Raw genomic sequence first — 25,679 nt, 5'->3', positions numbered from 1 at the left:
GGGGGGGCGGTGGGGGTGTTGTGCGCCCCCGCCCCCCCCCCCTATGCTGTCCCCCCCCCGCCCGCCCGGCGGCCGGTCGACAGCGGCGATACCACCAGCGCCATGCCGAACCCCATCAGAGCCATCAGCGGGAATACCCCGATCCAGAAATTGTGGATGCCCCAATAGGCCAGCAAGGCAAGTCCGGCAAAGGCAAGAGCCACAACCAGACTGCCGCTGGCGATCGGAAAGCGAGGCCCGATGCGGTCGGACCACTGGCCGACCGGTCCGGACAACACTGCGATCAATGCCGACAGCGGCAGGAAGATGAAACCGACCTCGGCCGCGCTCAGCCCCCATCCGGCGATCATGAGCATCGGCAGATAGAACAGATTGGCCGACAGCGCGAAATAAAGGAAGAAGGTCGCCACATTGGCGCCCGCGAACGCGCCGATCCGAAACAACGACAGATCGATCATCGGCTCGCGCCGCCGGCGCTCGAAGACGATGAACACGACGAGCAAAACCGCACCGGCGGCAATACTCGGGCCGGACATCAGCCCCTCCCCGTCGCCGCTCATCGAGGTCAGACCGTAAGCGAGAGCTCCGAACGCCAATATGGCGAGTGCAGCGCCGCCGAGATCGAGGCTGCGCTTTTCCGCCGGCGCGTCGGCAGGGACCTTGGCCAGCAGAAGATAGACCGAGATAAGGCCGAGCGGCAGATTGATGGCGAAGATCGCCCGCCAGATGCCGTCGCCGAACGCCGACAGCACGAAGCCGCCCAGCACCGGGCCGAGCGCGGTCGTCAGGGCCGATGCTGCGGCCCAGATGCCGATCGCCCGGCCGCGTTCCTTTTTCGGATAGGCTTTGGCGATAATGGCCAGGCTGCCCGGCACCATGATGGCCGCTCCGACACCCTGGATAGCCCGAAACGCAATAAGCACCGCCGGGTTAGGCGCCAGCGCGCAGGCAAGCGAGGCGGCAATGAACAGGACGATGCCGGCGACGAAGGAGTGGCGCAGGCCGAAGCGATCGCCGGCGGCGCCGCCGACGAGAATGAGGGCCGAGAGTGTCAATGCGTAGGCATTGGAAATCCATTGTGCCTCGGCGAGGCTGGCGCCGAGGTCGACGCGGATCGCCGGCGTCGCAATGGCCAGGACCGACCCGTCGATAAAGCCGAGGGCAGAAGCCAGGATCGCGGCGATCAGCACGAACCGCCGCTGCGCCTGCGGACAGAACGTATCGGCGGGAAGTGAGCCGGTCAGGGGAACGGCGCCGGTACCGACTTTGGTTGGCGTGTGCATGCCGCCTTACCTAGATCGCCGGCGCGCCGGCGACAACCGGCCAGCACGCTGTTCTCGTTGAAACCAGGCCCAACCTGGCCACACAGGCAGGATCACGCCGCTCAGGGTGCAAACGGCAAGTGCCGTGCTAAGCTTCTCGCAGCGCTACAGACAAGGGGGAAATGCCGCATGAAACGACCGCTCGAACCCTCGGCGGAAGGACGCGGGCGCGTCGTCGGCATCACCGACGGCGTGTTCGCCATCGCGCTCACCCTGATCGTTCTCGAGATCAGGGTGCCGGCGCATGAAACGGTGCATTCCGAACGCGAGTTGATCACAGCGATCACAGCACTGGCGCCGCGCTTCCTGACCTATGCGCTCAGCTTCCTGACGCTGACCATCTTCTGGTTCGGCCAGCAGGCGCAACACGGGCTGATTGCAAAATCCGACCGGCGGCTTGCCACGCTGAACCTCTGTTTCCTCGGCTTCATCGCCTTGCTGCCGTTCTCGACCGACCTTCTCGCCGACTTCCTCGAATTCAGGACTGCGGTGCTCGTCTACTGGTTCAATCTTTTGATGCTCGGACTGACGCTGCTCGCCAGTTGGCGCTACGCGGACAAAAACGGATTTCTGGCCGAAGGTGTCGACGCGGAGACCACCCGAACGGTCTATCTGCGCATCGTCAAGGCACAGATCCTGTGGGCCGTCGGCGCTGCACTCTGCCTGATCAGCCCGTTGCTCAGCGTCGGCTTCATCCTGGTGGTGCAGCTGATCTATGCCGCAGCGCTGCGCGCGCCACTGCTGCGCAAGGTCATCGGGTGATTCGGGCGAAGGCGTTGCGCTTTAGTCGACGAACTCCACGATAACGCCGGGCGTCACGATCTTGGCAAGCTCGCGCGCGTCCCAATTGGTCAGCCGCACGCAGCCATGGCTTTCGGTCTTGCCGATCTTGGACGGATCCGGCGTGCCGTGAATGCCGTAGGTCGGCTTGTCCAGCGCAATCCAGACCGAGCCGACCGGGCCGTTCGGCCCCGGCGGGATGGTCAGGATCCTGTCGTTTTCGCCCTGCTTGAAATTGATGTTCGGGTTGTAGGTGTAGTTCGGGTCCAATGCGACACGCGACACCGCATGCGTGCCGGACGGCGACGGCGTGTCGGACGAGCCGATAGTCGCCGGATAGGCTGCGACCAGCTTGCCCGCCGCATCATAGGCGCGGACCTGCTTATTGGACTTGTCGGCGATGATGCGCGCCACCGGCGTCGCCACCAGCCTGCCGAAATTGGCGACCTTGATGATGGTGCCCGGACGATTGAAATTGGCGTCCGGATTGAGCTTGTTCAGATAGGTTTCATCCATATGGAAGCGCTCGGCCAGCGCTTCGGGTACCGACGTGTAGCCCATCCGATCGAGCTGGGCCTTTTGGCTGTAGTCCTCCGGTATCGAGGCGACATAGGGACCGGCCGCATCCTCGGGCGTGATCGTATAGGAGGCGAAGGCATCGCCGCCGGATTGCGCCAGGGCCGCCTGGATGCCGATTGCGTCGGTCGATTTCAGATTGCTGCCGGTGATCTCATTATAGGCGGCGAGCGCCTTGTCGACATTCGAGCCGAAGCGTCCGTCGATGACGCCGGGCGATGCACCGGCACGGTCAAGCAGCACCTGCAGTACCGCCACGTCCTCGCGGGCGCCGAGCGCAAGCGACGGGTCGACCGCCGTCTTGCCGCCAGTGCTTGGCGGCGGGGCTGTGTCTGGCGGTAAGGCCGCCTGCTCGTTCGGCACCGTCGGCTCGACCGGCTCGATCGAGGCCTCGTTGAGCGGCTGGCGCTCGATGGTGCGCGGCCTCACCGGCTGCGCTGCCTCCGGATAACCGTTGCCGTAGCCGTCATCCCGTGGCGCTTCGGGGAAGGCTTCCACCGAATTGTCGCCATTAAGATCGTAGTCGTCGGCCGGCGGCACGATGATCCTGCCCTCGTCTTCCAACTGCCTGCGGCGGTAGCGCGCCATGTCCTGCGGGTCGTCGAGATAATAGCGGTCGTCCTCGACCGGTCCGAGATTGCGCAAGCGCTCGCGGCGCAAGGCGCGGCGGTCGAGCCTGGTCTGCGGCGGCTGGATGGCGATGACCTTGCCGGTCTCCGCATCGACGATGACGCGGTTTCCCCTGGCATCGTAGTAGATATCGAGATTGCCGTTCTGGGCGACAAGAATGCCGCCGCCATTGGCGGCACGAACCACCCGTGGCGCGGTATCCACTATTGGCGAGGCCATCGCATTCGACGCCAGCAGCCCGGCAGCAAGCGCTGAAAGGGTGAAGATGGTGCGCAACATGATGGCCAAATTCTCCGGTCCGTAATTGCCGCCGCCGGCATTGTCTCTTCAAAGCGCCGCGCGTCTTTTTCGACGCGCAAAGGACGCTCTAACGCTTTAAATCTCCGCATCGTGCTTTGCGAAAATCAAAACTCGATTTCGGGCCGATGTGGTAGGCGAACCCCTTCGCCAGCAAATCAGTTGCCAACGATAAGGTTCCAATATGAACCGGGCATGAAGATGGCGGATTTCTGACCGATTAACCGGCAGCGAGTCCCAATTCCTTGCGCGCCTGCTTCGTCAGCTTCAGCACGACAAGACGGTGGCTTTCGCGCAGGTAATCCTTCAGCGCGCCATCATCCATGCTTTCGCCGGTCTGGCGCTGGATCCATTTCATGCCGCGTGAGGCAAGATAGGGCGCGGGCCGAAGGCCCGGCTGCTCCCTCAGCACGTCATAGGCGATGTCGGAGCATTTGAAGGTAACGAACGGCTCCTTGCCCTCACTCCAGCCGCCGATCGCGAAGACCTTGCCGCCGACCTTCCAGACATGGGCGCCGCCCCACTGCACGACATGGGTCGCCGAAGGCAGCGAGGCGCAGAAGCTGTTATAGTCGTCCAGCGTCATCTGCGCCCCGCCAGTGATGTTGGACCATGAACCGAAGGCCGGCGTAACAAAAGGGTATGCCGGTTTTTCGGAAAGGATCATGGTCGAGATTGAAGACAGGAATTCCATCCCGATTCGATCGGGATGGAACAGGCTCTTGGCTTGAGCTCAGGCGGCTGCCTCGGTTGCCACGACCGCGGGCTTCGAGCGGAAGTTCAAGCGGTCGGAGCCGGCGGTGACCTTGACGGTTGAGCCGTCGAGGATCTCGCCGAGCAGGATCTTTTCCGCCAGGGGGTCCTGCAATTCCTTCTGCATCACCCGCTTCAGCGGCCGCGCGCCATAGGCCGGGTCGTAACCCTTGGCCGCCAGCCAGTCGATCGCCTCCTGATCGAGCGAAAGCGCGATCTTGCGGTCGACAAGCAGGTTTTCCAGGCGCTTGAGCTGGATCTCGACGATACGACCCATATCCTGGCGGCGCAGCCGGTGGAACAGGATTACCTCGTCGATGCGGTTGAGGAATTCCGGCCGGAACGAAGCCCTGACGACATTCATCACCTCGTCGCGCACGACGTCGACATCCTGGTCCTCGCCGAGATTGACCAGATATTCGCCGCCGAGGTTCGATGTCATGATGATCAGCGTGTTGCGGAAATCGACCGTGCGGCCCTGCCCATCGGTCAGCCGGCCGTCGTCGAGCACCTGCAGCAGCACGTTGAAGACATCAGGATGCGCCTTCTCGATCTCGTCGAACAGCACGACCTGATAGGGCCGGCGCCGCACCGCTTCGGTCAGCGCGCCGCCTTCCTCATAGCCGACATAGCCGGGAGGCGCGCCGATCAGCCGGGCGACCGAGTGCTTCTCCATGAACTCCGACATGTCGATGCGCACCATGGCGCTCTCGTCGTCGAACAGGAAGCTGGCCAGCGCCTTGGTCAATTCGGTCTTGCCGACGCCCGTCGGTCCGAGGAACATGAACGAGCCGAGCGGCCGGTTCGGGTCCTGAAGGCCGGCGCGCGCACGGCGCACGGCTTTCGACACTGCCTGCACCGCCTCGCCCTGGCCGACGACGCGCTTGCCGACCTCGTCTTCCATGCGCAACAGCTTGTCGCGCTCGCCTTCCAGCATCTTGTCGACCGGGATCCCCGTCCAGCGCGAGACGATATGGGCGACGTGATCGGGACCGACCACTTCCTCGACCATGCCGGCCTTGCCATCCCTGGCTTCAGCCTGCTTCAGCTGCTTTTCGAGTTCCGGGATCTTGCCATAGGCAAGTTCGCCGGCGCGCTGGAATTCGCCCTTGCGCTGGGCAATGGCAAGTTCGTTGCGCGCCTCGTCGAGCTGCTTCTTGAGGTCGGCGGCAAGCCCGAGCTTCTGCTTCTCGGCCTGCCATTTCGAAGTCAGCTCGGTCGATTCCTCCTCGAGGTTCGAGAGTTCCTTCTCGAGCCGCGCGAGCCGGTCCTTCGAGGCATCGTCCTTCTCGACCTTCAGCGCCTCGCGCTCGATCTTGAGCTGCATGATGCGGCGGTCGATCTCGTCCAGCGCCTCGGGCTTCGAATCGACCTGCATGCGGAGCCGCGACGCGGCCTCGTCGACCAGGTCGATCGCCTTGTCCGGCAGGAAGCGGTCAGCGATGTAGCGGTTGGACAGGGTTGCGGCCGCGACCAGTGCCGAATCCGAGATGCGCACCTTGTGGTGCTGCTCGTATTTCTCTTTCAGGCCGCGCAGGATCGAGACAGTGTCTTCGACCGTCGGCTCATTGACGAAGACCGGCTGGAAGCGGCGGGCAAGGGCCGCATCCTTCTCGACATGCTTGCGGTATTCGTCGAGCGTGGTTGCGCCGACACAATGCAGCTCGCCGCGGGCGAGCGCCGGCTTCAGCAGGTTCGACGCGTCCATGGCGCCATCCGCCTTGCCGGCACCGACAAGCGTGTGCATCTCGTCGATGAACAGAATGATGCCGCCGGCGGCAGACGTGACTTCGGAAAGCACCGCCTTCAGCCGCTCCTCGAACTCGCCGCGGTATTTGGCGCCGGCGATCAGCGACCCCATGTCGAGCGCCATCAGCTGCTTGTCCTTGAGCGATTCAGGGACATCGCCATTGACGATGCGCAGCGCCAGCCCTTCGGCGATCGCCGTCTTGCCGACGCCGGGTTCGCCGATCAGCACTGGGTTGTTCTTGGTGCGGCGCGACAGCACCTGGATGGTGCGGCGGATTTCGTCGTCGCGGCCGATGACCGGATCGAGCTTGCCCGCGCGGGCGTCCGCCGTCAGGTCGCGCGCGTATTTCTTCAGCGCGTCGTAGCCCTGCTCGGCGCTCGCCGAATCGGCAGTGCGACCTTTGCGTACGTCGTTGATGACCTGGTTCAGCGCCTGCGGCGTGACACCCGCCTTGGACAGGATGTCGGCGGTCTTGGCCGATTTTTCCATGGCCAGCGCCTGCAATAGCCGTTCGACGGTAACGAAGCTGTCACTGGCCTTCTTGGCCAGTTCCTCGGCGGTCGAAAACACCTTTGCCAGCGGCTGCGCCAGATAGAGCTGGCCATTGCCGCCCTCGACCTTGGGCATTGCCTCCAGTGCCGTTTCGACGCCGAGCTTGACGTCACGGACATTGCCGCCGGCGCGCTCGATCAGCGACGCAGCCAGGCCCTCGTCGTCATCGACAAGGACCTTGAGGATATGCTCGGGGGTGAATTGCTGGTGATTGCGGGAAAGCGCCATGGTTTGCGCGGACTGGATAAAGCCGCGCACGCGCTCGGAATATTTTTCAAGATTCATGCCTGTCTCCTTCCGTCACCGGCCCGCTTCGCGGCACCGGATCAGATTGCGGTGACGGACCCGCCCGTTCGAGCCGGATCCTGTTCACGCAAGATATGGGACGCAAACCACGGACCCTCAAGACGCCTCGACACTGGCGAACGCATAATATTCCGAGCGCGCAAAACAAAAACGGCGGAGATTTCTCTCCGCCGTCCAGGGTAAAGGATGCGCTAAGATCGGCTGAACGTTTTTCCGATCAATTCTCGACGTCTGCGATCACAGCTTGACCGCCGGGGCCTTCAGCCGGCGCTGCATCGACATTGCCAGCGTCGGTATTGCCAGTCTCGGCATTGCTTGTCTCGGCACTGCTTGTCTCGGCACTGTCAGGGCCGGCGTTGTCGTTGCCGCCATTTGCCTGTTCGACATCGAGCCGCGGACGGCGCGGACGCCTGGGGCGGCGTGCCGGGCTGTTTTCGGCCGCGGCTTCGTTGAGCTCGGCCTGGGCGGCGAGACCCGCTGGCGAAAGGTTTTCGAATTGCGGTGCGGGCTCGCTCACAAAGACCGGCTCAGCGGCCGGCACGGGCTCCGCCTGCGCCGGCGTCTCGTCGCGCCGTGGCTGTTCGACGCGTTGGCCACCCTGCTGCTCGCCGCGCGCGCCATACTCGCCGCGCTGGCCGTTCTGGCCGTAACCGCCATTGGGGCGACGGTCGCGGTGGCGTCCGCCATTGTTGTCGCGGCCGTCACGGTTGTCGCGGCCGCCCCGATTGTCGCGGCTGTTTTCCTGGTTCAGCGCCAGCTCGGCCGGCGTGCCATCGATGACCGGCTGCGGGCCGGCCCCGTGATTGGCCGAAGCCGATGCCTCGTTGGCATTGTTGTTGCCGGCGTTGTCGAACTCGTCGCGATCCTCGTCGCCGTCATCGTCGAAATCGTCGCGATTCTGCTGGGCGTTCTGGATCGGCATCTGCGCCTGAGCGGCTGCGATGATGCGGTTATAGTGCTCTGCATGCTGGAGATAGTTTTCCGCCATCACCCGGTCGCCGGAGCTTTGCGCGTCACGGGCAAGGGTTGCGTACTTCTCGGCAATCTGCTGAGCCGATCCGCGGATCTTCACGTCCGGGCCGTTGCTCTCATAGTTACGCGTCAGGGGATTCGGCCCCTTACGATTGTTGTTGTTATTGTTGTTGCCGCCGCCGCCACTGTTGTTGCGACCGCGCATGCGCCTGTTTTGCTGTTGTGGCCTCATTAGACTCTCTTCACTTTGAAATTTTCGAAAAACTCTTCACGAACGGAGGCGCTCATGCGGCCAGCCGTTTCGTTCCTTCACCGGCGTTCGCCCGCATCAATTGCGTTGGCGCCACGTGCCATCCTGTTCCGGTTACTTCACTTGCCGGACGATTCCCGCACGAAGCTTGGGCGTCGTTTGCGCAAGAAGGCAGCTATTTCCAAGGAAAACCGAATCGCTAAGAGCACTGCCTGCTTCGTCTCATCCGGTTAACGCGACCCTAGCCGCATTCCCCGGTATTGCCAAGCGCTTTTTTCGCACTGCATCACGGCTTCCACCGTTCGAACACAAGAACTCTGTCGTTTCCGCCGAGATCACGAAACACCCCGACCGAACGGTACCCGGCCGCGGAGAATATCTCCGTAACCTGTTGGTGCTGCGTATGGCCGATCTCGACCGCAATCCTGCCTTGGAGTTCCAAATACGCTGCCGCTCCCGCGGCGATCTTCCTGTAGGGGCTCAGACCGTCCACACCGCCATCGAGGGCCTGGCGTGGATCGAAACCGCGGACCTCGTCCTGCAGATTTCCAATGTCGTCTGAGGGTATATAGGGAGGGTTTGCGACAATTACATGGTACCGGCCAGAAACTTTTTCAAACCAGTCGGATTTGAGAGGCGTGAACCGGCCGGCGAGCCCCAATTCCCCGGCATTACGCATGGCTGTGGCCAGCGCCTCCTGCGAAATGTCAACGCCGGTGGCGGTCGCGGCCGGAACGGCGCTGAGCAGCGCCAGCGCGATGGCACCGGTACCGGTCCCTAGATCGAGGATGCGGCAGCCGCCCTCGCGTGCCGCCATTGCCTTGACGAAGGGCAGTATAGCCTCGACCAGCGTTTCGGTATCCGGCCGCGGCTCCAGCGTTTGCGGCGAAAGCGAAAGGCGCAAGCCGTAGAATTCGCGGTAGCCAAGGATCCGGTGTACCGGCTCGCCGGCGATGCGCCGCCGCAAGGCGGCTTCGATTACCGCCGTTACGTCCGCATCGACAGCGCGCCCGGGATCGGCGATGGCCTGCGTGCGACTGGTGCCGGAAAAATGCTCGACGATCAGCCTGGCATCGAGCGCCGGATCCGCGATCCCGGCTGCGGCGAGCCGGTTTCGCGCCTCCCGCAGCAGCGGCGCCAGCGTGGCGGGCAGGCTGTCAGCCATCGATGCCGATATCGGCGAGCAGCTTCGACTGGTGATCGGCGATCAGCGCGTCGATGATCTCGTCGAGTTCGCCCATCATCACCCGGTCGAGCTTATAGAGCGTCAGGTTGATACGATGATCGGTGACGCGACCCTGCGGAAAATTATAGGTGCGGATGCGTTCCGAGCGGTCGCCCGAGCCGACCTGCGACTTGCGCGATTCGGAACGTTCCTCGTCCGCCTTGCTGCGCTCGAGGTCGTAGAGCCTGGCGCGCAGGATCTGCATGGCCTTCGCCCGGTTCTGGTGCTGCGACTTTTCCGCCTGCACCACCATGATGCCGGTCGGAAGATGGGTGATGCGCACGGCCGAATCGGTGGTGTTGACGTGCTGGCCGCCGGAACCCGAGGCGCGCATCGTGTCGATGCGGATGTCATCGGCCCTGATCTCGATGTCGACCTCTTCGGCTTCCGGCAGCACCGCGACCGTCGCCGCCGAGGTATGAATGCGTCCGCCCGCCTCGGTCGTCGGCACGCGCTGCACCCGGTGCACGCCGGATTCGAACTTCAGATGGGCAAAGACGCCCTTGCCCGAAACGGTGGCGATGATTTCCTTGTAGCCGCCGACCTCACCCTCGCTGGCCGACACCGTCTCGAAACGCCAGCCATGCGCCGCGGCATAGCGCTCGTACATGCGAAACAGGTCGCCGGCGAAAAGCGCCGCCTCGTCGCCGCCGGTGCCGGCGCGGATCTCGAGGATGGCGTTCTTGTCGTCGGCGGCATCCTTGGGCAACAGCAGGATCTGGATGTCCTTCTGCAGCGCCTCGATGTGATGCTTGACCTCCGGCAGGTCGGCCTCGGCCAAGGCCCGCATCTCGGCGTCGGTGCCCTTGTCGGCGAGCATCGCCTCCAGATCGGCCTGTTCGCGCTCGGCGGCGCGCAGCGCCCTGATCTTTGCCACCATCTCCTGGATGTCGGCATATTCGGAGGCCATCCTGACATAGGCGTCCGCCGCCGGCCCGGCCGACATCTGCGCTTCGAGCATGTCGAAACGCTTGACGACTTGATCCATACGGTCGCGGGGCAGGTTGATCATGGCGAAGTCTATAGCGGTATAGAGCGGTCGTCGGCAAAGGCTTGCAGCAGCGCCCGCATCGGCAGGCCATGCGCCGGCGCCATCAGATTGTCGTCGAAGAACGCTTCCAACTCGCTGAGCGGCAGTTCCGTCAGCATCGCCTTGACCGGGCCGATCGATGCCGGCGACATCGAGATCGAGCGATAGCCAAGGCCGATCAGCGCCATCGCCGAAATCGGCTTGCCGGCCAGTTCGCCGCACAAGGTCACCGGCGTCTGGTTGCGCGCCCCGGCATCGGCAATTTGCTTCAAAACACGCAGGAACGGCGTCGACAGCGGGTCGAAGCGGTCGGACAATTGGGTGTTGCCGCGATCCACCGCCATGACGAACTGGAACAGGTCGTTCGAGCCGACCGAGACGAAATCGACCGCCTTCATCAGTTCGTCGAGCTGGAACAGCAGCGACGGCACCTCCAGCATCGCCCCGAGCTTCAGGCTGGTCGGCAAATGATGGGCAAAGCGCGACAGATGCCGCACCTCGCGATCGATGATCTCGCGCGCCTGCGCGATCTCGCCGAGTTCCGTCACCATTGGCAGCATCAGCTTCAGTTCGCGTCCGCCGCACGCCTTGAGCAGCGCGCGGATCTGGGTGCGCAGCAATCCAGGCCGGTCGAGCGTCAGGCGGATGGCCCGCCAGCCGAGCGCCGGATTTTCCTCCTGGATCGAGCCCTTGAAATAGGGCAGCACCTTGTCGCCGCCAATATCGATGGTGCGGAACGTCACCGGCTTGTCGCGCGCCGCTTCCAGCACGTCACGATAGAGCCGTTCCTGGGCTTCCGCGCGCGGAAAGGTCGAGGCGACCATGAATTGCAGCTCGGTGCGGAACAGGCCGATGCCGGCCGCGCCCGCTTCGGCCAGTTGCGGCAGGTCGACCGCCAGCCCGGCATTCATCAGAAGGTCGACCTGGACACCGTCCTTGGTCACCGACGGCTTCTTGCGCAGCTCGCGGTAGACCTCCTGCCGCCGCGCCCGGAAACGCACTTTCTCGGCATAGGCCGCCTCGAGGTCGGGCTGCGGGCGCAGATGGATTGCACCCTCCTCGCCGTCGACGATGATGGCATCGCCGTTTTCCGCCATGGAAACGGCGCCTTTCATTTGGCCGGCGACAGGTATGCCCATCGCCCGCGCCACGATGACGACATGGCTGGTCGCCGCGCCGTCCTCCAGCACCAGCCCGCGCAGCTTGTCTCTGGGATAGTCGAGCAGCTCGGCAGCCCCCATCGAGCGGGCGACGATGATGGCGTCCTTGGGCAGCGAGGCCGCGACGTCCTCCGGTCCGCGCCCCATCAGCTGCCGCAGCAGCCGATTGGCGAGATCGTCGAAATCGCTCATCCGTTCGCGCAGATACGGATCGGTCATGTGCAGCATGCGGGCACGCATGTCGCTCTGCACCTTTTCGACCGCCGCTTCGGCCGTCAGGCCGTTGCGGATCGCCTCCTCGAGCCGGCGCACCCAGCCGCGGTCGTTGGCGAACATGCGATAGGCTTCGAGCACCTGGCGATGCTCGCCCTCGAAGGCGACGTCGCGGCGCTCCAGCATGTCGTCGATGGAGAGCCTGAGCGAGCCGAGCGACGCGTCGAGCCGCCTGACCTCTTCCTCGCTGTCCTCGTTGAAAAGATTGGTGACGACGATGCGCGGCTCGTGCAGCACCACATGGCCGAGACCGACGCCTTCGTTGAAGGACAGGCCGGTAAAGCTTACCGGGCGGCGCAGATCGAGCTCGAGGCCGGGCCTTGTCAGCCGCTCCAGATCGCCGGTGGCGATCATCTCGGCGATCACCATCGCCGTTGTTTCCAGCGCCTCGACCTCGTCGTCGCGATAATGGCGCATGGTCTTGTTCTGCACGACCAGGACGCCGAGTGTCCGCCCTGCCCGCAGCACCGGCACGCCGAGGAAGGAATTATAGATTTCTTCCCCTGTCTCCGGCAGGTAGGCGAAGGCAGGATGCTCCTGTGCATTGGAGAGGTTGAGCGGCCGCGCCGAGGCCGCGATCGTGCCGACCAAGCCTTGGCCCAGCCTGAGCTGCGCCAGGTGGACGGCGTTCGGGTTCAGGCCTTCGGTGGCGTAGAGTTCGAGCACCGAATCGGCGCGCAGCACATAGAGCGAGCAGACCTCGGCAACCATGTTGGAGGCGATGTCGCGCACGATTCGGTCAAGCCGCTCCTGCGGCTCCAGCGGCTCTTGCATGAGCTCGCGGAGCCGTTTCAGCAAAACGCGCGGGCCACTGGCCGAATCACGCATCGCGGCTTCTTCTCCAATAGCGTTTCAACCGGTGCAGGTTGCCCTGCACAGCGGCACAAACGCAACAACTCAATTAGAGCGCCATCGTCCAATTGGACGCATAAAGACCGCTCCAAGATTTTCGATCCGCTGCATCCTGCCTTCCGAAAATCGATTCCGATTTTCGGGCCGATGCAGTCCGCTACTGCTTATCCAGACCGTACACGGAATGCAAAGTGCGAACTGCTAGTTCCGTATAGGGACCGTCGATCAGGATCGAAATCTTGATTTCGGACGTCGTGATGGCGCGGATGTTGATCGCGCGGTCGGCAAGCGCCTTGAAGGCGGTAGCGGCGACGCCGGCATGGCTGCGCATGCCGATGCCGATGACCGAGACCTTCGACATGCCGGCTTCCGACTGCACCACGTCGTAGCCGATCGTCGCCTTCAGCCGCTCGAGCACGGCGAGCGCCTTGTCGACGTCGCCGGATGGCACGGTGAAGGTCATGTCAGTGAACTTGCCGTCCTCGGAGATATTCTGGACGATCATGTCGACATTGATGTTGGCCTCGGCCAGCGGCCCGAAAATGCCGGCGGCGACGCCCGGCCGATCGCCGACGCGGCGCAACGAAATCTGCGCCTCGTCCTTGGCGTAGGCAATTCCGGTGACGACCTGCTGTTCCACGATCTCTTCCTCATCGCAAATAAGCGTTCCCGGCGGATTAAGCAAATCCCCCATTCCTGGTGCGTCGGGATCGTCGAAGGACGACCGCACGAAAGTACGCACCCTGTGCACCATGGCAAGCTCGACCGAGCGCACCTGCAGGACCTTGGCGCCTAGCGAGGCCATTTCGAGCATTTCCTCGAACGAAATCTTGGCCAGCCGCCGCGCCTTCGGCTCGATGCGCGGATCGGTCGTATAGACCCCGTCGACATCGGTGTAGATATCGCAGCGGTCGGCCTTGACCGCTGCCGCGACGGCGACAGCGCTGGTATCGGAACCGCCGCGGCCGAGCGTTGCGATCCGGTTGTCCGGCCCGATGCCTTGGAAACCGGCGACCACCGCCACCTGGCCTTCGCCGAAGCGCTTGATCAGGAATCCGCCGTCGATATCGAGAATGCGCGCCGCGCCATGCGCGTTGTCGGTCTTGATCGGGATCTGCCAGCCTTGCCAGGAGCGGGCATGCACGCCGATATTCTGCAGCGCGATCGCCAGCAAGCCGGCAGTGACCTGCTCGCCGGACGCGACCACGGCATCATATTCGCGCGCATCGTGCATCGGCGAGGCCTCGCGTGTCCATTGCACGAGCTCGTTGGTCTTGCCGGCCATCGCCGAGACCACGACGGCGACCTCATGGCCGGCGTCGACCTCGCGTTTGACATGACGCGCCACATTGCGGATGCGGGCGATGTCGGCGACGGAGGTTCCGCCGAATTTCATCACGATGCGCGCCATAGAAGCGAAATGCCTTTGACTGGATGCCGGACCGAAGGCCGAAAAGTGGAAAACTGCGCCAAGCTGTGGCCGGGCGCTCAATGCGCGGCCTCCTTAGCCAAATGACAGTCGTTTCGCAAGGCGTGCCGCCGCTGCCGGCCGGGCGACACACCAGCGCAGCATCGCGCCTGCACTGCTTCTTGCCAAAATGGTGCTCGCTTCAGCCCAGCTGTGCCGTGGCTCTCCACAGGCGCGGATAGTCGAGGACGAAACCGAGCGGCGAGACCTCCAGTGTCTCGTGGTAGCCGAACATCGGGGCGGCATAGGCGTAATGTGCAGCATCGACGCGCTGATAGGTTTGCTCGAGGCGAACGAGCCTGAGTTCGGGAAATGCTAGATAGGCTGCCGGCGCGGGCGTCGCCATACCGACATCGAGGGCAAAACGGCGAAGCGCCAAAAGGTTTGTGGCGGGCGTGAAGCCGAGATCGACATCGATGAGACCGTCGACTTCCGCTTGATGCTCGCCGTTCAGCGTCCATTGGCGCTCGGTCAGCCGGTCGATCCTGTAATGCAGCTCTTGCGTGCCGAGAAAGCCGTCGGCGCGCGCCGATCGTGTATGCCAATCGGCGTCGCAGTCCGCCTCGTAGGCGATGCTGCACGGCTCGCCGTCCTGGACGAAAAGCGCGTGTCCCGTGAGGTTCCACCCGGAACTCGCTTCCGACAGAAGGCAAGCGTCGTGGCCTTCCTGGTCAAGCCGGCGCCAAAGAATGGAAGCAACCGCTCGCATCATTGCGCACTCCTCCGAACCCGATGTCTCTGCTTCGTCCGCCAAAGCCTAGGCGTTTCCTTCCGGCACACCATCAACTGACACGTGCTGACACAAATGCAGCCGGCAAAAGGCGGCGCCGGAAGGCATCGCGCCCATTGCACCGCGGCGGTGAATTTCACGCCTTGACATTCGCAGCCTCGCGCCCGACTTCCTAGCGTCCGAGGAGACCACGCCATGCCAGAGCCCCGACGATCGACGATCGATGCCGGAGAGGTGGAACGCTTTTCCGCCCTTGCCGCCGAATGGTGGAACCCGAACGGCAAGTTCCGCCCGTTGCACAAGTTCAACCCGATCCGGCTTGCCTATATCCGCGACCAGGTGGCGGCCCGCTTCGGCCGCGACCCGCGTGCGGCACGGCCGTTCGAAGGCCTGCGCTTCCTTGACATCGGCTGCGGCGGCGGGCTTTTGTGCGAGCCGATGGCGCGGCTTGGCGCCGAAGTGGTCGGCGCCGATGCCTCCGCCACCAACATCGAAGTGGCCAAGCTGCATGCGGCGGAAGTCGGCGTGAGCGTGGATTATCGCGCCACGACCGCGGAAGACCTTGCCGATGCCGGCGAAAAATTCGACGTCATCCTCAACATGGAAGTGGTCGAGCATGTCGCCAATGTCGATCTGTTCCTGGCCAAATGCGGCGAGATGGTCAAGCCTGGCGGCATCATGTTCGTCGCCACCATCAACCGCACGCTGAAGGCCCTGGGCCTGGCCATCATCGGCGCCGAATATGTGCTGCGTTGGCTGCCACGCGGCACCCACCAGTTCGGCAAGCTGGTGCGCCCCGAGGAACTGGAAAAGGCGCTTGCCGGCGCCGGCCTGACCGTCATCGACCGCACCGGCGTCACCTACAACCCGCTCGCCGACCGCTGGCAGCGCTCGAAGGACATGGACGTCAACTACATGGTGCTGGCGGAGAAGGCATCCGTCTGAAGCTTGCGCCTTCTGGCCCCTATGGCCTCTGGCTTTGCGCCTTGGTGGTGATGAACACGCCGGCGGTGATGATGACGGCACCGGCCCAGGTCAGCAGTTGATAGCGCTCGCCGAGGAAGAGGGTCCCGGCAAACAGCCCGACCGCCGCCGCGACGTAGCCGATCTGGCTGAGATAGACCGGGCCGCCGACCGCTTGCAGGCGGAAGAAGAAGGCGAACATCGCCGAGGCTGATGCCACCTGTGCCGCAGCGACCAGCGGCACGCCGCCGAGCGAGCCGAATGCATTGCCGCCAAGCAGGACCGGAATGCCGGCAAACAGCATCAAGGCTGCTGCCAGATGGCTGCCGACGGCGAGCTCGATCGGGCCGGTGCCTTCGGGCCAGTCGACGGTGCGGTAAATGTTGCCGGCGGCGAGGCTGACCGGGATGAGCAGGCCCATCGCAACCCAGAAAAATTCGGCCGGCTGGCCCGCTTCGCCGCGCGTCACCGCCACCATGACTGCGCCGACGAAACCGACGACTATGCCGACGATGCCCAGCATGGTCGGGGGCCTGACGCCGAGCAGCATCGAGAACACCAGCGTGACGACCGGCGACAGCGTGAACATGATGCCGCTGTAGCCGGCGCCCAGATGCGGAATGGCTGAAAACATCAGCAGATTGGGGATTGCATATGAGACGGCCGCGGTGACGAAGAAATAGCGCAGCCTGTGCGGCGTAAGCCGCATGCGCTTCCCGTTGAGCAGCAATGCGCACAAAAGCACGCCGCCGGCACCAAGCGAGATGACGAAGGCCCAGACCATGGCGGCCACGCCGGCCGCCGTCGCGATCTTGCCGAACGGCAGCGTCAGGCCGAGCAGTCCACCGGTGACAACCAGAAGGCCAAGCGCCGAGTCCCAGAGAAATTTCATCGCACCGTCCCGTCGCCCGTTCGCGGCACTTGGCCAATATCGCAAGCTGAGGTAAGATAAGCTAAAGATTCTTCACGTCAAGATACATAACGGTGAGAGACATGGATCGCGCAGCAAAAGCGATCGGGCAATGGAAAAAGGAACGGCCGGATCTCGATGTCTCGCCGATGGCCGTGCTCGGACGGTTGAACGAGGCCGCCTCGCTGATCGCACGAGAGCGGCTGGCGCCGCTGTTTGCAAGTTACGGGCTGCAATCCGGAGAATTCGATGTGCTGGCAACGCTGCGTCGTTCCGGGCCGCCATACGCGCTGACGCCGACGGCTCTCTACGAGGCGACGATGGTGACGTCGGGCGCGATGACCAACCGCCTCGATCGGCTCGAGAAATCCGGCCTGATCAAGCGCGGGCCGCACCCCGACGATCGCCGCGGCATTGTCGTGCAGCTGACTAAAAAGGGTCTGGCGTTGATCGACGAGGCGGTTACCGCTCACGTCGCCAACGAGCACCAGATACTTTCCGGCCTGATACGCCCGGAGCAGATCATGCTCGCACGCCTGCTCGAAAAACTGATAGCGAGCCTGAGTTAACCGAACCGGCCAAGGGCCGCGCCGAGGGGATGGAAAAGGTCAAATCCTGGTCGCCGAGCCTCGCTTGGGCCGGCGAACAGCTCTGATCTTGCCGCTGTTTCCGCCGCCACAGAAAAACTGGTCACCGCCATCGGATTCGAGCCCCGACACGCCTGTTCCCGGCGGCATATCGAGCTTCTCAAGGACCTTTCCCGTTTCAGGATCGATCCGTCTGACATCGCTCTCCTCGCCCTCCCAGGTGCCATGCCACAGCTCGCCGTCGACCCAGCTGACCCCGGTTACGACGCGGTTGGAAACGATGGTGCGAAGGATTGCCCCTGTCTCGGGATCGACCTGATGAATCTTTCGGCCCCGATGCTGCCCGACCCAGAGCGTTCCTTCGGCCCAGGCGAGCCCGGAATCACCGCCATTGCCAGGCGCCGGGATCGACGCCAGCACCCGGCCATTCCTCGGATCGATCTTCTGGATGCGATCCTCGGCGATCTGATAGAGGTGATGGCCGTCGAAGGCCGTTCCGGCGTGTGCCGCGACGTCGATCGAGCGCACCACTTTGCCGCTCGCCGGATCGAAGGCGTTCAATCTGTCGCCTGAGGCAAACCAGACATGCTCACCGTCGAAGGTAACGCCGTCCACGTGGTCGACACCCGGAAAGGGTCCATATTCTCGAAGGATTTCGGCTGCGGATCGTTCCATGATTCCATCCTAGTAGCCCGGCAGTGGGCCGGGGAGTAACAAGATTGTCGGGAAACCCGTCAGCGGCGGGGTCATCCAGCGACGCGCCCGTCCGCGGCCGAACGACTGCACCTTGCCGGCCTGGGCGAGCTGCTCGAGCGCTCGCTGCACGGTACGCGAACTGGCTCCAAGCGCAATCGACAGGGCCGAACTCGACCAAGACTCGCCGTCGGCGAGGAAGGCGAGCACGGCGGCATGCTCTTCTTCGACGGGTGGCGCCAGCACGACGACCTCACCTGCGCGGCGCGGGGCCAGCGCAAAGCCCCGCTTCGTCGCGCTCACATCCGCCAAGCTCCGAAGCTCCGCGCGAAGCCGCCCGACTTCGACCCGTAACCGTGCGCGATGTGATTCGTCCGCGTCCTTTCCGCGGAAAGCGCGCGCAATGAGCGTCGATCTTGCCACGTCCCCCGGCCAGGCTTCGGCCAGCGCGCGGGCCAGCGCGAACAGCACCGGGCGGGTCGCCAGCGAGACGACCGTGTCTGCGACCCGCACGACATTGCGGCATGCATCCACCACGAGCGCCCCCGACGCCAGGAGCGCTTCGACTTCGTCGAGCAGGAGGGGCCGTTCCCCGCCACGCGCGACAAGGCGTGCGGCCGGCGTGTCCAGCACCAGCGATGCGCTCTCCACCTCCGCGATCAGCGCGGGGATGCCGGACGCGCGCGCCGCCCGCGCCGCCAGGCCAAGCGCGGCGCGCGCAGGGCCGGTCCGCAAGCGGCGGATGGCGATGCCGGCGACAGCCAGCTCGTGGGCGGCCCGCGATGCCGGCGGCAGCGGCGAGGGATCGAAGCCGTCCAGCCTGCGCTCGGCTTCGTCGAGATGGCCGATCAGCAGCAGGCGCCGAACGTCGAGGTTGCGCGCATGCGCGGCGTTGACGCGGTCGCCATGCTTTTCAAGCGTCGCCCGTGCGGCGTCGAGTGCCTTGGCCGGCCAGGTAAGGTCGCGCGAGACGAGCGCGATCTCGGCCTCGGCGACGATACACCGCGCGCGGGCCACGGCCTCCCTCGGGCTGAATGCGCGCGCCGCCCTCTTGAGGAGAACCTTCGCCCGAACCAGGTCGCCAAGCTGCGCCATCGCGATACCGCGCAACGCCAGTGCCGGCGCATCGTCGCGCAGCGCAACCCGCTTCAAGGCGCCGAGCGGATCGCCCGCCGCGAGCGCATGCGCCGCCGCCGTGATCAGCGAGTCCATCGGAATCCCGTCACACTTGTCACTCCCACGGCTTCGACATCCGGCGCTAAGTCCATCTCACTAACCAGTCGTATCGACAACGGTGACTGTAGCCAACCTGAGTTGCGGCGCGCCAACCTTGAGTCGCGGCTAGATTGTGCACTAGCTCGAACGCAACGATAAGCACTAGGAGAGACGCAATGAAGATCGAAGGTTCAACCATCCTGGTGACTGGAGCCAATCGGGGCATCGGTCGGGCACTGGTCGAGGAAGCCCTGAGCAGAGGCGTAAAGCGCGTCTATGCCGCAACCCGCCAAGCCATGGCCCACCCGGACCGGCGTGTGACGTCCCTGACCATGGATGTGACCAACGCTGCGCAGATCCGGGAGGCGGTCGAGAAGATCGATGCCCTCGATATCCTCATCAACAACGCCGGCGTATCGCCCTTCGATGACCTCAGCGACCGTCGTGTGCTCGAACAACAGCTCGCCGTAAACCTCTTCGGCTCGTACGACGTTACCCAGGCTCTGCTGCCGTTGCTGGCCCGGTCGCGGGGAGCCATCGTCAACATTCTGTCGCTGGCCTCGATTGCCGCCGTGCCGTTCAGTCCGGCTTACTCGATCTCGAAGGCGGCCTCGTTCTCGCTGTCGCAGTCGTTGCGCACCCTTTTGGCCGGACGGGGTGTCAGCGTCCACAGGGTCCTTCCCGGCCCGGTCGACACGGACATGACACGGGGCCTGGACATTGCGAAGGCCTCTGCGGAGTCTGTCGCGCGGGCAATCCTGAACGGCGTGGAGAACGGCGAAGAGGAAATCTTCCCCGATCCCATGTCGGAATCCCTGGCGGAGGGCTGGCGCAGCAGTGCAGTCAAGGCGCTTGAACGCCAGTTTGCAGCCTATGCGGAAGCAAGCCCGTCAAGTGAAGCAAGCCCGTCAGGCAGTGGGCATGAAAGAAGCAGCGAAACGATTGCCCGCGAGCCCCATCCTTGCTGCTCGGCCTGAAACTGTAGACGCCTGTGCGGGGGTGGCGGCATCGCCGCCCTTCGGCGCCGCCCCGACCTTCACGGCGCTGCCTGGCGAAGAGATGCCTCGCTATGTCTGGAGCAGGTTGACGGATCAGTTGCGGTCGTCGGGGAAGCTTGGAATCGGCAAGAACTCGACGCCGTCTTCGGCCAGGCTCTTGGCCTCGTCCAGCGTCGCCTCGCCATAGATGCCGCGCGGATCGCTTTCACCGAAATGGATCTTGCGCGCTTCCTCGGCGAATTTGTCGCCGACATAGTCGGCATTCTCGCGCACCTTGTCGGCCATGGCCTTGAGCTGCGCCAGCGCCTGCTTCTGCGCCTCGCCCATGGCCAGCGCGATGCTTTCGCGCTTGCGCCCGGTGGAGACGGCAGGCGCCATCAGCGCCTTCTCGACCTTGTGCGAGCCGCAGGCCGGGCAATCGACGAAACCGCGCCTCTTCTGGGTGTCGAAATCGTCGTTGCTGCGGAACCAGGCTTCGAATTCGTGCTCGTGCTCGCAGAGCAGGGAAAAGCGGATCAAGAGGCGGCACCCCTGAGACGCGGCGCCTCCGCCGAACCGGCGTTTACGGCAAAATCGCGTGCGTTTTTGAGATTCGGTATCTTCTTGCGCGCAGCGACTGACTGCGCCGGGTCGATCTCGGCGACGATCACCGCCGGCTCGTCATGGGCGGCTTCGGCGACGATGCGGCCCCAGGGATCGACGATCAGCGAATGGCCATAGGTTTCGCGGCCGTCCTCGTGCACGCCGCCTTGCGCGGCGGCAACCACATAGGCGCCGTTCTCGATGGCACGCGCCCTGAGCAGCACGTGCCAGTGCGCTTCGCCGGTCTGGCGGGTGAAGGCTGCGGGCACCGAGAGCAGATCGGCGCCGGCCAGCGCCTCGGCACGGAACAGCTGCGGAAAGCGTAGATCGTAGCAGACGGCAAAGCCTAGCTTCGCGCCCTCGATTTCGGTGACGACAGCCTCGGTGCCCGGCTTATAAGCGGCGGATTCGCGCCAGCTCTCGCCATTGTCGAGATCGACGTCGAACATGTGGATCTTGTCATAGACGGCAAGGATTGCGCCGTCCGGCCCGAACAAAAGCGCGCGGTTGGCGAGCTTGCCGTCGACGCGCAGAATGGCGGTCGAGCCGATATGCAGGAAGATGCCGAGCTCCTTGGCCAGCCGCCGCGACGTCGAGACGACGATGTCCTTGTCCTCGGAGGTGAAGGAAGCGGCCCGTGCCTGGCTGTCGCGGATCAGCGCGCCGGTCATTTCCGGCGTCTGGATATAGGTCGCGCCAAGGCCTGCCGCCTCGCGCACCAGCCGTTCCAGATCGACCGCATTGCGCTCCGGGCTGGTTCCCGAACGCATCTGGATCGCCGCCGCCTTGAAACCACCCATCGTCATGTCCTTATCTGGCCGAGCCGTTGGCGAGCAATTTGTCCAGCCGTCCTTCCGCCTCCAATTCGTGGAGATCGTCAGAGCCGCCGACATGCGTGTCGCCGATGAATATCTGCGGAAAGGTGGAACGGCCGTGAGCGCGGGAGATCATCTCCTGGCGCAGCTCCGGCGAGAACGAGGCGTCGTGCTCGGTGTAGGTCACACCCTTCCTGTCGAGCAGCCGCTTGGCCGCGGTGCAATAGCCGCACATCATCCGCGTGTAGATCGTCACATCGACCATCGGTCAGCAATCCTGCCTCGTTCCTAGGCTATATAGGCGCCGATTCGTCGGCCCGAAAGTCCCCCGGCAGCACACGCGCAAAGGTCAGTACGTCGACCGCGCCGGCACCGCCCTTCTTCAACGCCTTGGCGACCGCGCGGACGGTGGCGCCGGTGGTGTAGACATCGTCGATCAGCAGCACCCGGCGGCCGGCGATTTCGATCTCCGCCTCATCAGGCACTTTGAATGCGGCGCGAACATTTTCCTCGCGTTCCCGCCGCTCAAGCCCGACCTGCTGGCGCGTGAGTTTGACGCGCCTGATGGCTGATGGCGCGAAAGGCCGCTCCCCGAGCTGCGCCACCGCCCGCGCCAGTTCCGCCGACTGGTTGAACTGCCGTCGGAAGAAACGCCGCCAGTGCAGCGGCACCGGCACGACCACGTCGGCCTCGGCGATGAGCTCGGCACCGGCGCGAAGCATCCAGCGCGCCATCCACGGCGCCAGATCGGTGCGGTCCTGGTATTTCAGCCCTTGCACCATCTGGCGGGCAACGCCGGAATAGGCGACCGCCGCCCGCGCGCGCTCGAACGGCGGCGGGTCGGCTATCGCCTCCGCCGACAGGAAACCCTCACCCATATTGTGGGTGAACGGCGTGCCCATCACCGGGCACCACGGCCGTTCCAGCAGCCTGAGTTTCGGCCAGCAGGCGCCGCACAACACGCCGGGCTGCGAGACATGGCGGCGGCAGCCGGCACAGACCGGCGGGAACAAGAGGCGCGCTGGCCAGCCCAATGCCTTGCGGGCAATGCTCTTGATCGCACTACGCTTGATCTCTGGCATGGGATCGGCCACGTGGTTGGTCCTCCGCATCACTATATCAGAGAGCGAAGCACAAGGACCTGCCCATTGCAGCCTGTAATTGACACCTCGCTCTGGCTGGCGCGCAAGCGCCGGGCACTGGCCCGCCCCATCGCCGGCGCGGATTTCCTCATGCGGCGGGCGGCCGAGGATCTTGCCGACCGGCTCGGCGCCGTCGAACGCAGGTTCGGCAAGGCGGCCTCGTTGTTTTGCCAGACGCCGGCTGCAGCAGAGGTGCTCGCCGAAAGCGGCAAGGTGACGGAAAACGTGCGCGTCGAGGCCGACGCCGCTTTCCTGGGTGGCCAGCCAGGACTGTTGGCGCCGTTGGAAACCGTGCCATTCGAGCCGGAAAGCCTCGACCTCGCAGTGTCGCTGCTGTCGCTGCAGGCGATGAACGACATTCCCGGCATGCTGGTGCAGGTCCGCCGGGCGCTGAAGCCGGACGGGCTTTTCCTTGGCGCCTTCGCCGGCACAGGCACGCTCTCCGAACTGCGCGAAAGCCTGCTTGCCGCCGAGACCGAGCTCTATGGCGGCGCCAGCCCGCGTGTGATCCCGTTCACCGACGTCCGCGACGCCGGCGCACTGCTGCAGCGCGCCGGCCTGGCACTGCCGGTTGCCGACGTCGAGACGATCACGGTGCGCTACGATTCGCTATTTGGCCTGGTCGCCGACCTGCGCGCTATGGGCGAGACCAGCGCGCTTGTCGACCGCAGCAGGCGGCCGGGCACGCGAGCGCTGTTCGCGCGCGCCGCCGAAATCTATGCGGAGCGGTTTTCGGATGCCGATGGCCGCGTCAGGGCGAGTTTCTCGGTGGTCTGGATGTCAGGCTGGGCGCCCGATGCCTCTCAGCAAAAGCCGCTGAAGCCGGGCTCCGCAAAAATATCGCTGAAGACAATCCTGGAAAACCCCGGCGGCCCCTGAGCGGATCCTTGCGCAAAAGCCAAGCGTATCCCACGCAAAAGCTAAGCCGGTCACTGTGCAAAAGCGTTGGCAAGCTTGCTGCTGTTGTCGCTGAACAACCACTGAATGGCGCCGGCAGCCTGGCCAATACCCGCGACAATGGCAAGCGACAGCACGGCGACGATCAAACCATATTCGATAGCCGTCGCACCCCTCTCGTCTTCTAAAAATCGTTGCAGCAAGATTTTCATGGGCGCCATCCCTCTTGCCTGAACCTAGCGCCGACCCGTTAAGAAAGGTTAATGCGACAGGCTTAACGCGCGGTGAACCAGCTGCATTCTAGGAACCAGCTGCATTCTAGGGTCCAGACTCGATCAGGTCAGCAACGAAGACCTCATATAAACTCGGCGGCCTGACCATCCTGAAGATAACCGAACACGCGAAAGCCGTCAGGCATTTCCTCGCCGGGCACATGCACCTTCTTGAGAGCCGAGCGGACAAGTTCTCGCTGGGCGGGCGTTTCGACCTGAATGTCTAAGTGAAGGATGGATTCGTATCCGCCCTCCCTGAAGTGGTAGAACCACTCGCGGTCGGGCTGTGAGTGGTAGCCGTTTGTGGAAAGCGTGCTCCAAGATGGTGGCGGCGTGAGCGCGTACATTTCTAGCCGAAGCTCATCCCATTTTGTGTTGTTCATCGCCGGATTGAGCATTTCGTCGCCTCTCAAAGCCAGAACGAGATCATGGTAGCCAATGCCACCCCAGACAGGAAGTTGGTGGCGAGTTTGTCGTAGCGGGTGGCGATGCGGCGGAAATCCTTGAGGCGGCAGAAGGCGTTCTCGATCAAGTGTCGTCCACGGTATCGCTCTTGGTCGTAACGGATTGCTCTCTTTCGATTGCGCCGTCCCGGGATTGCCGGCGTAGTCTTTCCCTCGCGCAGTGAACGGCGCAGTCGATCCGCATCGTGGCCCTTGTCGCCCAATAGGTAGCGCATCGGGCCAGCGCGTTCGAGTAGGGCTGGCGCTGCCTTCACGTCGCTGACGTTTCCTGCCGTCAACATCAACGCGTAGGGGCGGCCGACGACGTCTGTGAGTGCATGGACCTTAGTTGTCCAACCGCCGCGCGAACGGCCGATGGCCTGCGCTTGGCGCCCCCTTTTGCGCCGAATGCCGCCCGCTGGGCTTTGACGTAGGTGCTGTCGATCGCGGTGCTTTTCGTCACTGCGCCGGCCTGAACCAGCGCATCAAGCATCTTCAGCCAGAAGCCTCGTCGCGACCAGCGGTTGAAGCGATTGTAAACCGTGGTCGAGGGACCATAATCGGCAGGACAATCACACCAGCGGCAACCCACCTTCAGCACGTGCAGGATACCCGAAATCACCCGACGATCGTCCACGCGACGCGCACCACGCTGGTTCTTGGGCAAGTGCGGCTCGATCGTTGCCCATGCTTCGTCCGATAGCCAAAACAAAGCCATACTGCTCTTCCTGATCCACACCCGCTGGTGAATCAGGAAAGCGCCCTCCCTTCAAGGGGCTGATTGGGTTTTGGCCCTAGGAAACAGCCGAATCCTGGAGATCTGTTGAGGAGTCAGCAGTCGCCGCTGCTTCTGCCATCGGCCCGTATAACGCAGACCGAACTGGGCAGCGGCTGCAGCACGCTCTTGCGTAGCGTATAGCTGTCGCGCTGGCCGATCGAGCCGGTGCTCATCGTATCAAGCCCGTCGCGGGCAAACTGCGAGCGGGTCCGGCTGTCGAGGTAGGGCGTCGCGATCAAGGCCAGAGCCACCGCGGCCGAGCCGAACAAGAGGGCGATGCGCAATATTCCCATGCCGGCATTGGCGGCGCCAGGAAGGCGGTCGGGCCAAGGCGAGTCCCAGTCCTTTTCAAGGCTCATGCAAATCGCTCCCCAGCGGTGGAATCGGCGTAACCGCCTAGCGTCAATTTTTCACGGTCAGATAAATCTTTCATTAACGCTGCTGCCAGCGCGTTGCGG

Annotated in this window: 24 protein-coding genes and 2 pseudogenes; 5 read left to right on the top strand and 21 right to left on the bottom strand. The window is 64.0% G+C overall.

The window, feature by feature from the left end:
• Positions 1-74 precede the first annotated feature (74 nt).
• Positions 75-1,283, bottom strand: a pseudogene (locus NKI70_RS29550) (MFS transporter); the annotation flags it as partial.
• Between the two features lie 168 nt (positions 1,284-1,451).
• Between NKI70_RS29550 and NKI70_RS29545 the strand changes: the two are divergent.
• Entirely contained in the window at positions 1,452-2,084 is a 633-nt protein-coding gene (locus NKI70_RS29545) for a TMEM175 family protein (RefSeq protein ID WP_023675159.1), read from the top strand.
• Positions 2,085-2,105: 21 nt separating this feature from the next.
• Here NKI70_RS29545 and NKI70_RS29540 read toward each other — a convergent pair whose 3' ends face one another.
• The 9 genes from NKI70_RS29540 to NKI70_RS29500 form a co-directional block, all read right to left on the bottom strand.
• Complete coding sequence (locus NKI70_RS29540) at positions 2,106-3,587, bottom strand: L,D-transpeptidase family protein (protein ID WP_352594839.1); 1,482 nt, start codon at positions 3,585-3,587, stop codon at positions 2,106-2,108.
• 238 nt (positions 3,588-3,825) lie between these two features.
• Positions 3,826-4,191, bottom strand: coding sequence for an MmcQ/YjbR family DNA-binding protein (locus tag NKI70_RS29535; protein WP_352456638.1), 366 nt, complete (start codon positions 4,189-4,191; stop codon positions 3,826-3,828).
• A 147-nt stretch (positions 4,192-4,338) separates the two neighbouring features.
• Positions 4,339-6,945 (bottom strand): ATP-dependent chaperone ClpB, encoded by a 2,607-nt coding sequence (gene clpB / locus NKI70_RS29530; protein WP_352570512.1) that lies wholly within the window; start codon positions 6,943-6,945, stop codon positions 4,339-4,341.
• Positions 6,946-7,183: 238 nt separating this feature from the next.
• On the bottom strand, positions 7,184-8,143 hold the full coding sequence (locus tag NKI70_RS29525) for a DUF4167 domain-containing protein (protein ID WP_352725788.1): 960 nt from the start codon (positions 8,141-8,143) through the stop codon (positions 7,184-7,186).
• A 331-nt stretch (positions 8,144-8,474) separates the two neighbouring features.
• Positions 8,475-9,353 (bottom strand): peptide chain release factor N(5)-glutamine methyltransferase, encoded by an 879-nt coding sequence (gene prmC / locus NKI70_RS29520; RefSeq protein ID WP_352725786.1) that lies wholly within the window; start codon positions 9,351-9,353, stop codon positions 8,475-8,477.
• Positions 9,346-10,425: a peptide chain release factor 1 gene (prfA, locus tag NKI70_RS29515; RefSeq protein ID WP_352725784.1), complete on the bottom strand. Its 1,080-nt coding sequence runs from the start codon at positions 10,423-10,425 to the stop codon at positions 9,346-9,348. The genes prmC and prfA overlap by 8 nt, the downstream gene beginning before the upstream one ends.
• An 8-nt stretch (positions 10,426-10,433) precedes the next feature.
• The gene (gene ptsP, locus NKI70_RS29510) at positions 10,434-12,704 is read right to left on the bottom strand and encodes a phosphoenolpyruvate--protein phosphotransferase (RefSeq protein WP_352471315.1); all 2,271 of its coding nucleotides are present in this window, start codon (positions 12,702-12,704) and stop codon (positions 10,434-10,436) included.
• A gap of 181 nt (positions 12,705-12,885) precedes the next feature.
• On the bottom strand, positions 12,886-14,139 hold the full coding sequence (locus NKI70_RS29505) for an aspartate kinase (RefSeq protein ID WP_352725790.1): 1,254 nt from the start codon (positions 14,137-14,139) through the stop codon (positions 12,886-12,888).
• Between the two features lie 199 nt (positions 14,140-14,338).
• On the bottom strand, positions 14,339-14,908 hold the full coding sequence (locus tag NKI70_RS29500; RefSeq protein ID WP_352725782.1) for a putative glycolipid-binding domain-containing protein: 570 nt from the start codon (positions 14,906-14,908) through the stop codon (positions 14,339-14,341).
• 213 nt (positions 14,909-15,121) lie between these two features.
• On the opposite strand from NKI70_RS29500, the gene ubiG reads away from it, so the two are divergent.
• Positions 15,122-15,871, top strand: coding sequence for a bifunctional 2-polyprenyl-6-hydroxyphenol methylase/3-demethylubiquinol 3-O-methyltransferase UbiG (ubiG, locus tag NKI70_RS29495; protein ID WP_023675148.1), 750 nt, complete (start codon positions 15,122-15,124; stop codon positions 15,869-15,871).
• 19 nt (positions 15,872-15,890) lie between these two features.
• On the opposite strand, the gene NKI70_RS29490 is transcribed toward ubiG, so the two are convergent.
• A complete protein-coding gene (locus tag NKI70_RS29490; RefSeq protein ID WP_352725780.1) occupies positions 15,891-16,781 on the bottom strand; it encodes a DMT family transporter in 891 nt (296 codons plus the stop codon).
• A gap of 101 nt (positions 16,782-16,882) precedes the next feature.
• On the opposite strand from NKI70_RS29490, the gene NKI70_RS29485 reads away from it, so the two are divergent.
• Positions 16,883-17,368, top strand: a complete 486-nt coding sequence (locus NKI70_RS29485) for a MarR family winged helix-turn-helix transcriptional regulator (RefSeq protein WP_352725778.1) — start codon at positions 16,883-16,885, stop codon at positions 17,366-17,368.
• A 39-nt stretch (positions 17,369-17,407) separates the two neighbouring features.
• On the opposite strand, the gene NKI70_RS29480 is transcribed toward NKI70_RS29485, so the two are convergent.
• Together NKI70_RS29480 and NKI70_RS29475 are read right to left on the bottom strand one after the other, a co-directional pair.
• Positions 17,408-18,061, bottom strand: coding sequence for a Vgb family protein (locus NKI70_RS29480; RefSeq protein ID WP_352621693.1), 654 nt, complete (start codon positions 18,059-18,061; stop codon positions 17,408-17,410).
• A gap of 9 nt (positions 18,062-18,070) precedes the next feature.
• Entirely contained in the window at positions 18,071-19,291 is a 1,221-nt protein-coding gene (locus tag NKI70_RS29475; protein ID WP_352621692.1) for a winged helix-turn-helix domain-containing protein, read from the bottom strand.
• A gap of 179 nt (positions 19,292-19,470) precedes the next feature.
• Here NKI70_RS29475 and NKI70_RS29470 point away from each other — a divergent pair, with 179 nt between their 5' ends.
• Positions 19,471-20,271, top strand: a complete 801-nt coding sequence (locus tag NKI70_RS29470) for an SDR family NAD(P)-dependent oxidoreductase (protein WP_352696733.1) — start codon at positions 19,471-19,473, stop codon at positions 20,269-20,271.
• 114 nt (positions 20,272-20,385) lie between these two features.
• Here the strand turns inward: NKI70_RS29470 and NKI70_RS29465 are convergent, their stop codons facing one another.
• The 4 genes from NKI70_RS29465 to NKI70_RS29450 are packed head-to-tail and all read right to left on the bottom strand — an operon-like array spanning position 20,386 to position 22,783.
• Positions 20,386-20,811 carry a DUF1178 family protein gene (locus NKI70_RS29465; protein WP_352696735.1) on the bottom strand — a complete coding sequence of 142 codons (426 nt, stop codon included), beginning with the start codon at positions 20,809-20,811 and terminating at the stop codon, positions 20,386-20,388.
• Positions 20,808-21,674 carry a carbon-nitrogen hydrolase family protein gene (locus NKI70_RS29460; protein ID WP_352696737.1) on the bottom strand — a complete coding sequence of 289 codons (867 nt, stop codon included), beginning with the start codon at positions 21,672-21,674 and terminating at the stop codon, positions 20,808-20,810. Before NKI70_RS29460 ends, NKI70_RS29465 begins: the two co-directional genes overlap by 4 nt.
• A 10-nt stretch (positions 21,675-21,684) precedes the next feature.
• Positions 21,685-21,954, bottom strand: coding sequence for a glutaredoxin 3 (gene grxC, locus NKI70_RS29455; RefSeq protein WP_352491813.1), 270 nt, complete (start codon positions 21,952-21,954; stop codon positions 21,685-21,687).
• A gap of 28 nt (positions 21,955-21,982) precedes the next feature.
• Positions 21,983-22,783 carry a ComF family protein gene (locus NKI70_RS29450; RefSeq protein ID WP_352570523.1) on the bottom strand — a complete coding sequence of 267 codons (801 nt, stop codon included), beginning with the start codon at positions 22,781-22,783 and terminating at the stop codon, positions 21,983-21,985.
• A 54-nt stretch (positions 22,784-22,837) separates the two neighbouring features.
• On the opposite strand from NKI70_RS29450, the gene NKI70_RS29445 reads away from it, so the two are divergent.
• Positions 22,838-23,710 (top strand): methyltransferase domain-containing protein, encoded by an 873-nt coding sequence (locus NKI70_RS29445; RefSeq protein ID WP_352577157.1) that lies wholly within the window; start codon positions 22,838-22,840, stop codon positions 23,708-23,710.
• 50 nt (positions 23,711-23,760) lie between these two features.
• Here the strand turns inward: NKI70_RS29445 and NKI70_RS29440 are convergent, their stop codons facing one another.
• From NKI70_RS29440 to NKI70_RS29425, 4 genes and pseudogenes are all read right to left on the bottom strand, one after another.
• A complete protein-coding gene (locus NKI70_RS29440) occupies positions 23,761-23,940 on the bottom strand; it encodes a Flp family type IVb pilin (RefSeq protein ID WP_352453066.1) in 180 nt (59 codons plus the stop codon).
• A gap of 143 nt (positions 23,941-24,083) precedes the next feature.
• Positions 24,084-24,398: a DUF6678 family protein gene (locus NKI70_RS29435; protein WP_352646616.1), complete on the bottom strand. Its 315-nt coding sequence runs from the start codon at positions 24,396-24,398 to the stop codon at positions 24,084-24,086.
• 11 nt (positions 24,399-24,409) lie between these two features.
• Positions 24,410-25,161, bottom strand: a pseudogene (locus NKI70_RS29430) (IS5 family transposase).
• 113 nt (positions 25,162-25,274) lie between these two features.
• Positions 25,275-25,580: a hypothetical protein gene (locus NKI70_RS29425; RefSeq protein WP_023677980.1), complete on the bottom strand. Its 306-nt coding sequence runs from the start codon at positions 25,578-25,580 to the stop codon at positions 25,275-25,277.
• Positions 25,581-25,679 lie beyond the last annotated feature (99 nt).

This window comes from Mesorhizobium sp. M0500, assembly GCF_040321165.1.
Classification (GTDB): domain Bacteria; phylum Pseudomonadota; class Alphaproteobacteria; order Rhizobiales; family Rhizobiaceae; genus Mesorhizobium.
Note: the sequence above shows the minus strand (reverse complement) of the source record. Positions and strands in the feature narration are given on the sequence as shown.

Excerpts from the sequence above, each read along its gene's own strand:
- NKI70_RS29545 (WP_023675159.1), top strand. The coding sequence starts at position 1,452 with ATGAAACGACCGCTCGAACCCTCGGCGGAAGGACGCGGGCGCGTCGTC.
- NKI70_RS29540 (WP_352594839.1), bottom strand. The coding sequence starts at position 3,587 with ATGTTGCGCACCATCTTCACCCTTTCAGCGCTTGCTGCCGGGCTGCTG.
- NKI70_RS29535 (WP_352456638.1), bottom strand. The coding sequence starts at position 4,191 with ATGACGCTGGACGACTATAACAGCTTCTGCGCCTCGCTGCCTTCGGCG.
- clpB (WP_352570512.1), bottom strand. The coding sequence starts at position 6,945 with ATGAATCTTGAAAAATATTCCGAGCGCGTGCGCGGCTTTATCCAGTCC.
- NKI70_RS29525 (WP_352725788.1), bottom strand. The coding sequence starts at position 8,143 with ATGCGCGGTCGCAACAACAGTGGCGGCGGCGGCAACAACAATAACAAC.
- prmC (WP_352725786.1), bottom strand. The coding sequence starts at position 9,353 with ATGGCTGACAGCCTGCCCGCCACGCTGGCGCCGCTGCTGCGGGAGGCG.
- prfA (WP_352725784.1), bottom strand. The coding sequence starts at position 10,425 with ATGATCAACCTGCCCCGCGACCGTATGGATCAAGTCGTCAAGCGTTTC.
- ptsP (WP_352471315.1), bottom strand. The coding sequence starts at position 12,704 with ATGCGTGATTCGGCCAGTGGCCCGCGCGTTTTGCTGAAACGGCTCCGC.
- NKI70_RS29505 (WP_352725790.1), bottom strand. The coding sequence starts at position 14,139 with ATGGCGCGCATCGTGATGAAATTCGGCGGAACCTCCGTCGCCGACATC.
- NKI70_RS29500 (WP_352725782.1), bottom strand. The coding sequence starts at position 14,908 with ATGATGCGAGCGGTTGCTTCCATTCTTTGGCGCCGGCTTGACCAGGAA.
- ubiG (WP_023675148.1), top strand. The coding sequence starts at position 15,122 with ATGCCAGAGCCCCGACGATCGACGATCGATGCCGGAGAGGTGGAACGC.
- NKI70_RS29490 (WP_352725780.1), bottom strand. The coding sequence starts at position 16,781 with ATGAAATTTCTCTGGGACTCGGCGCTTGGCCTTCTGGTTGTCACCGGT.
- NKI70_RS29485 (WP_352725778.1), top strand. The coding sequence starts at position 16,883 with ATGGATCGCGCAGCAAAAGCGATCGGGCAATGGAAAAAGGAACGGCCG.
- NKI70_RS29480 (WP_352621693.1), bottom strand. The coding sequence starts at position 18,061 with ATGGAACGATCCGCAGCCGAAATCCTTCGAGAATATGGACCCTTTCCG.
- NKI70_RS29475 (WP_352621692.1), bottom strand. The coding sequence starts at position 19,291 with ATGGACTCGCTGATCACGGCGGCGGCGCATGCGCTCGCGGCGGGCGAT.
- NKI70_RS29470 (WP_352696733.1), top strand. The coding sequence starts at position 19,471 with ATGAAGATCGAAGGTTCAACCATCCTGGTGACTGGAGCCAATCGGGGC.
- NKI70_RS29460 (WP_352696737.1), bottom strand. The coding sequence starts at position 21,674 with ATGGGTGGTTTCAAGGCGGCGGCGATCCAGATGCGTTCGGGAACCAGC.
- grxC (WP_352491813.1), bottom strand. The coding sequence starts at position 21,954 with ATGGTCGATGTGACGATCTACACGCGGATGATGTGCGGCTATTGCACC.
- NKI70_RS29440 (WP_352453066.1), bottom strand. The coding sequence starts at position 23,940 with ATGAAAATCTTGCTGCAACGATTTTTAGAAGACGAGAGGGGTGCGACG.
- NKI70_RS29435 (WP_352646616.1), bottom strand. The coding sequence starts at position 24,398 with ATGCTCAATCCGGCGATGAACAACACAAAATGGGATGAGCTTCGGCTA.
- NKI70_RS29425 (WP_023677980.1), bottom strand. The coding sequence starts at position 25,580 with ATGAGCCTTGAAAAGGACTGGGACTCGCCTTGGCCCGACCGCCTTCCT.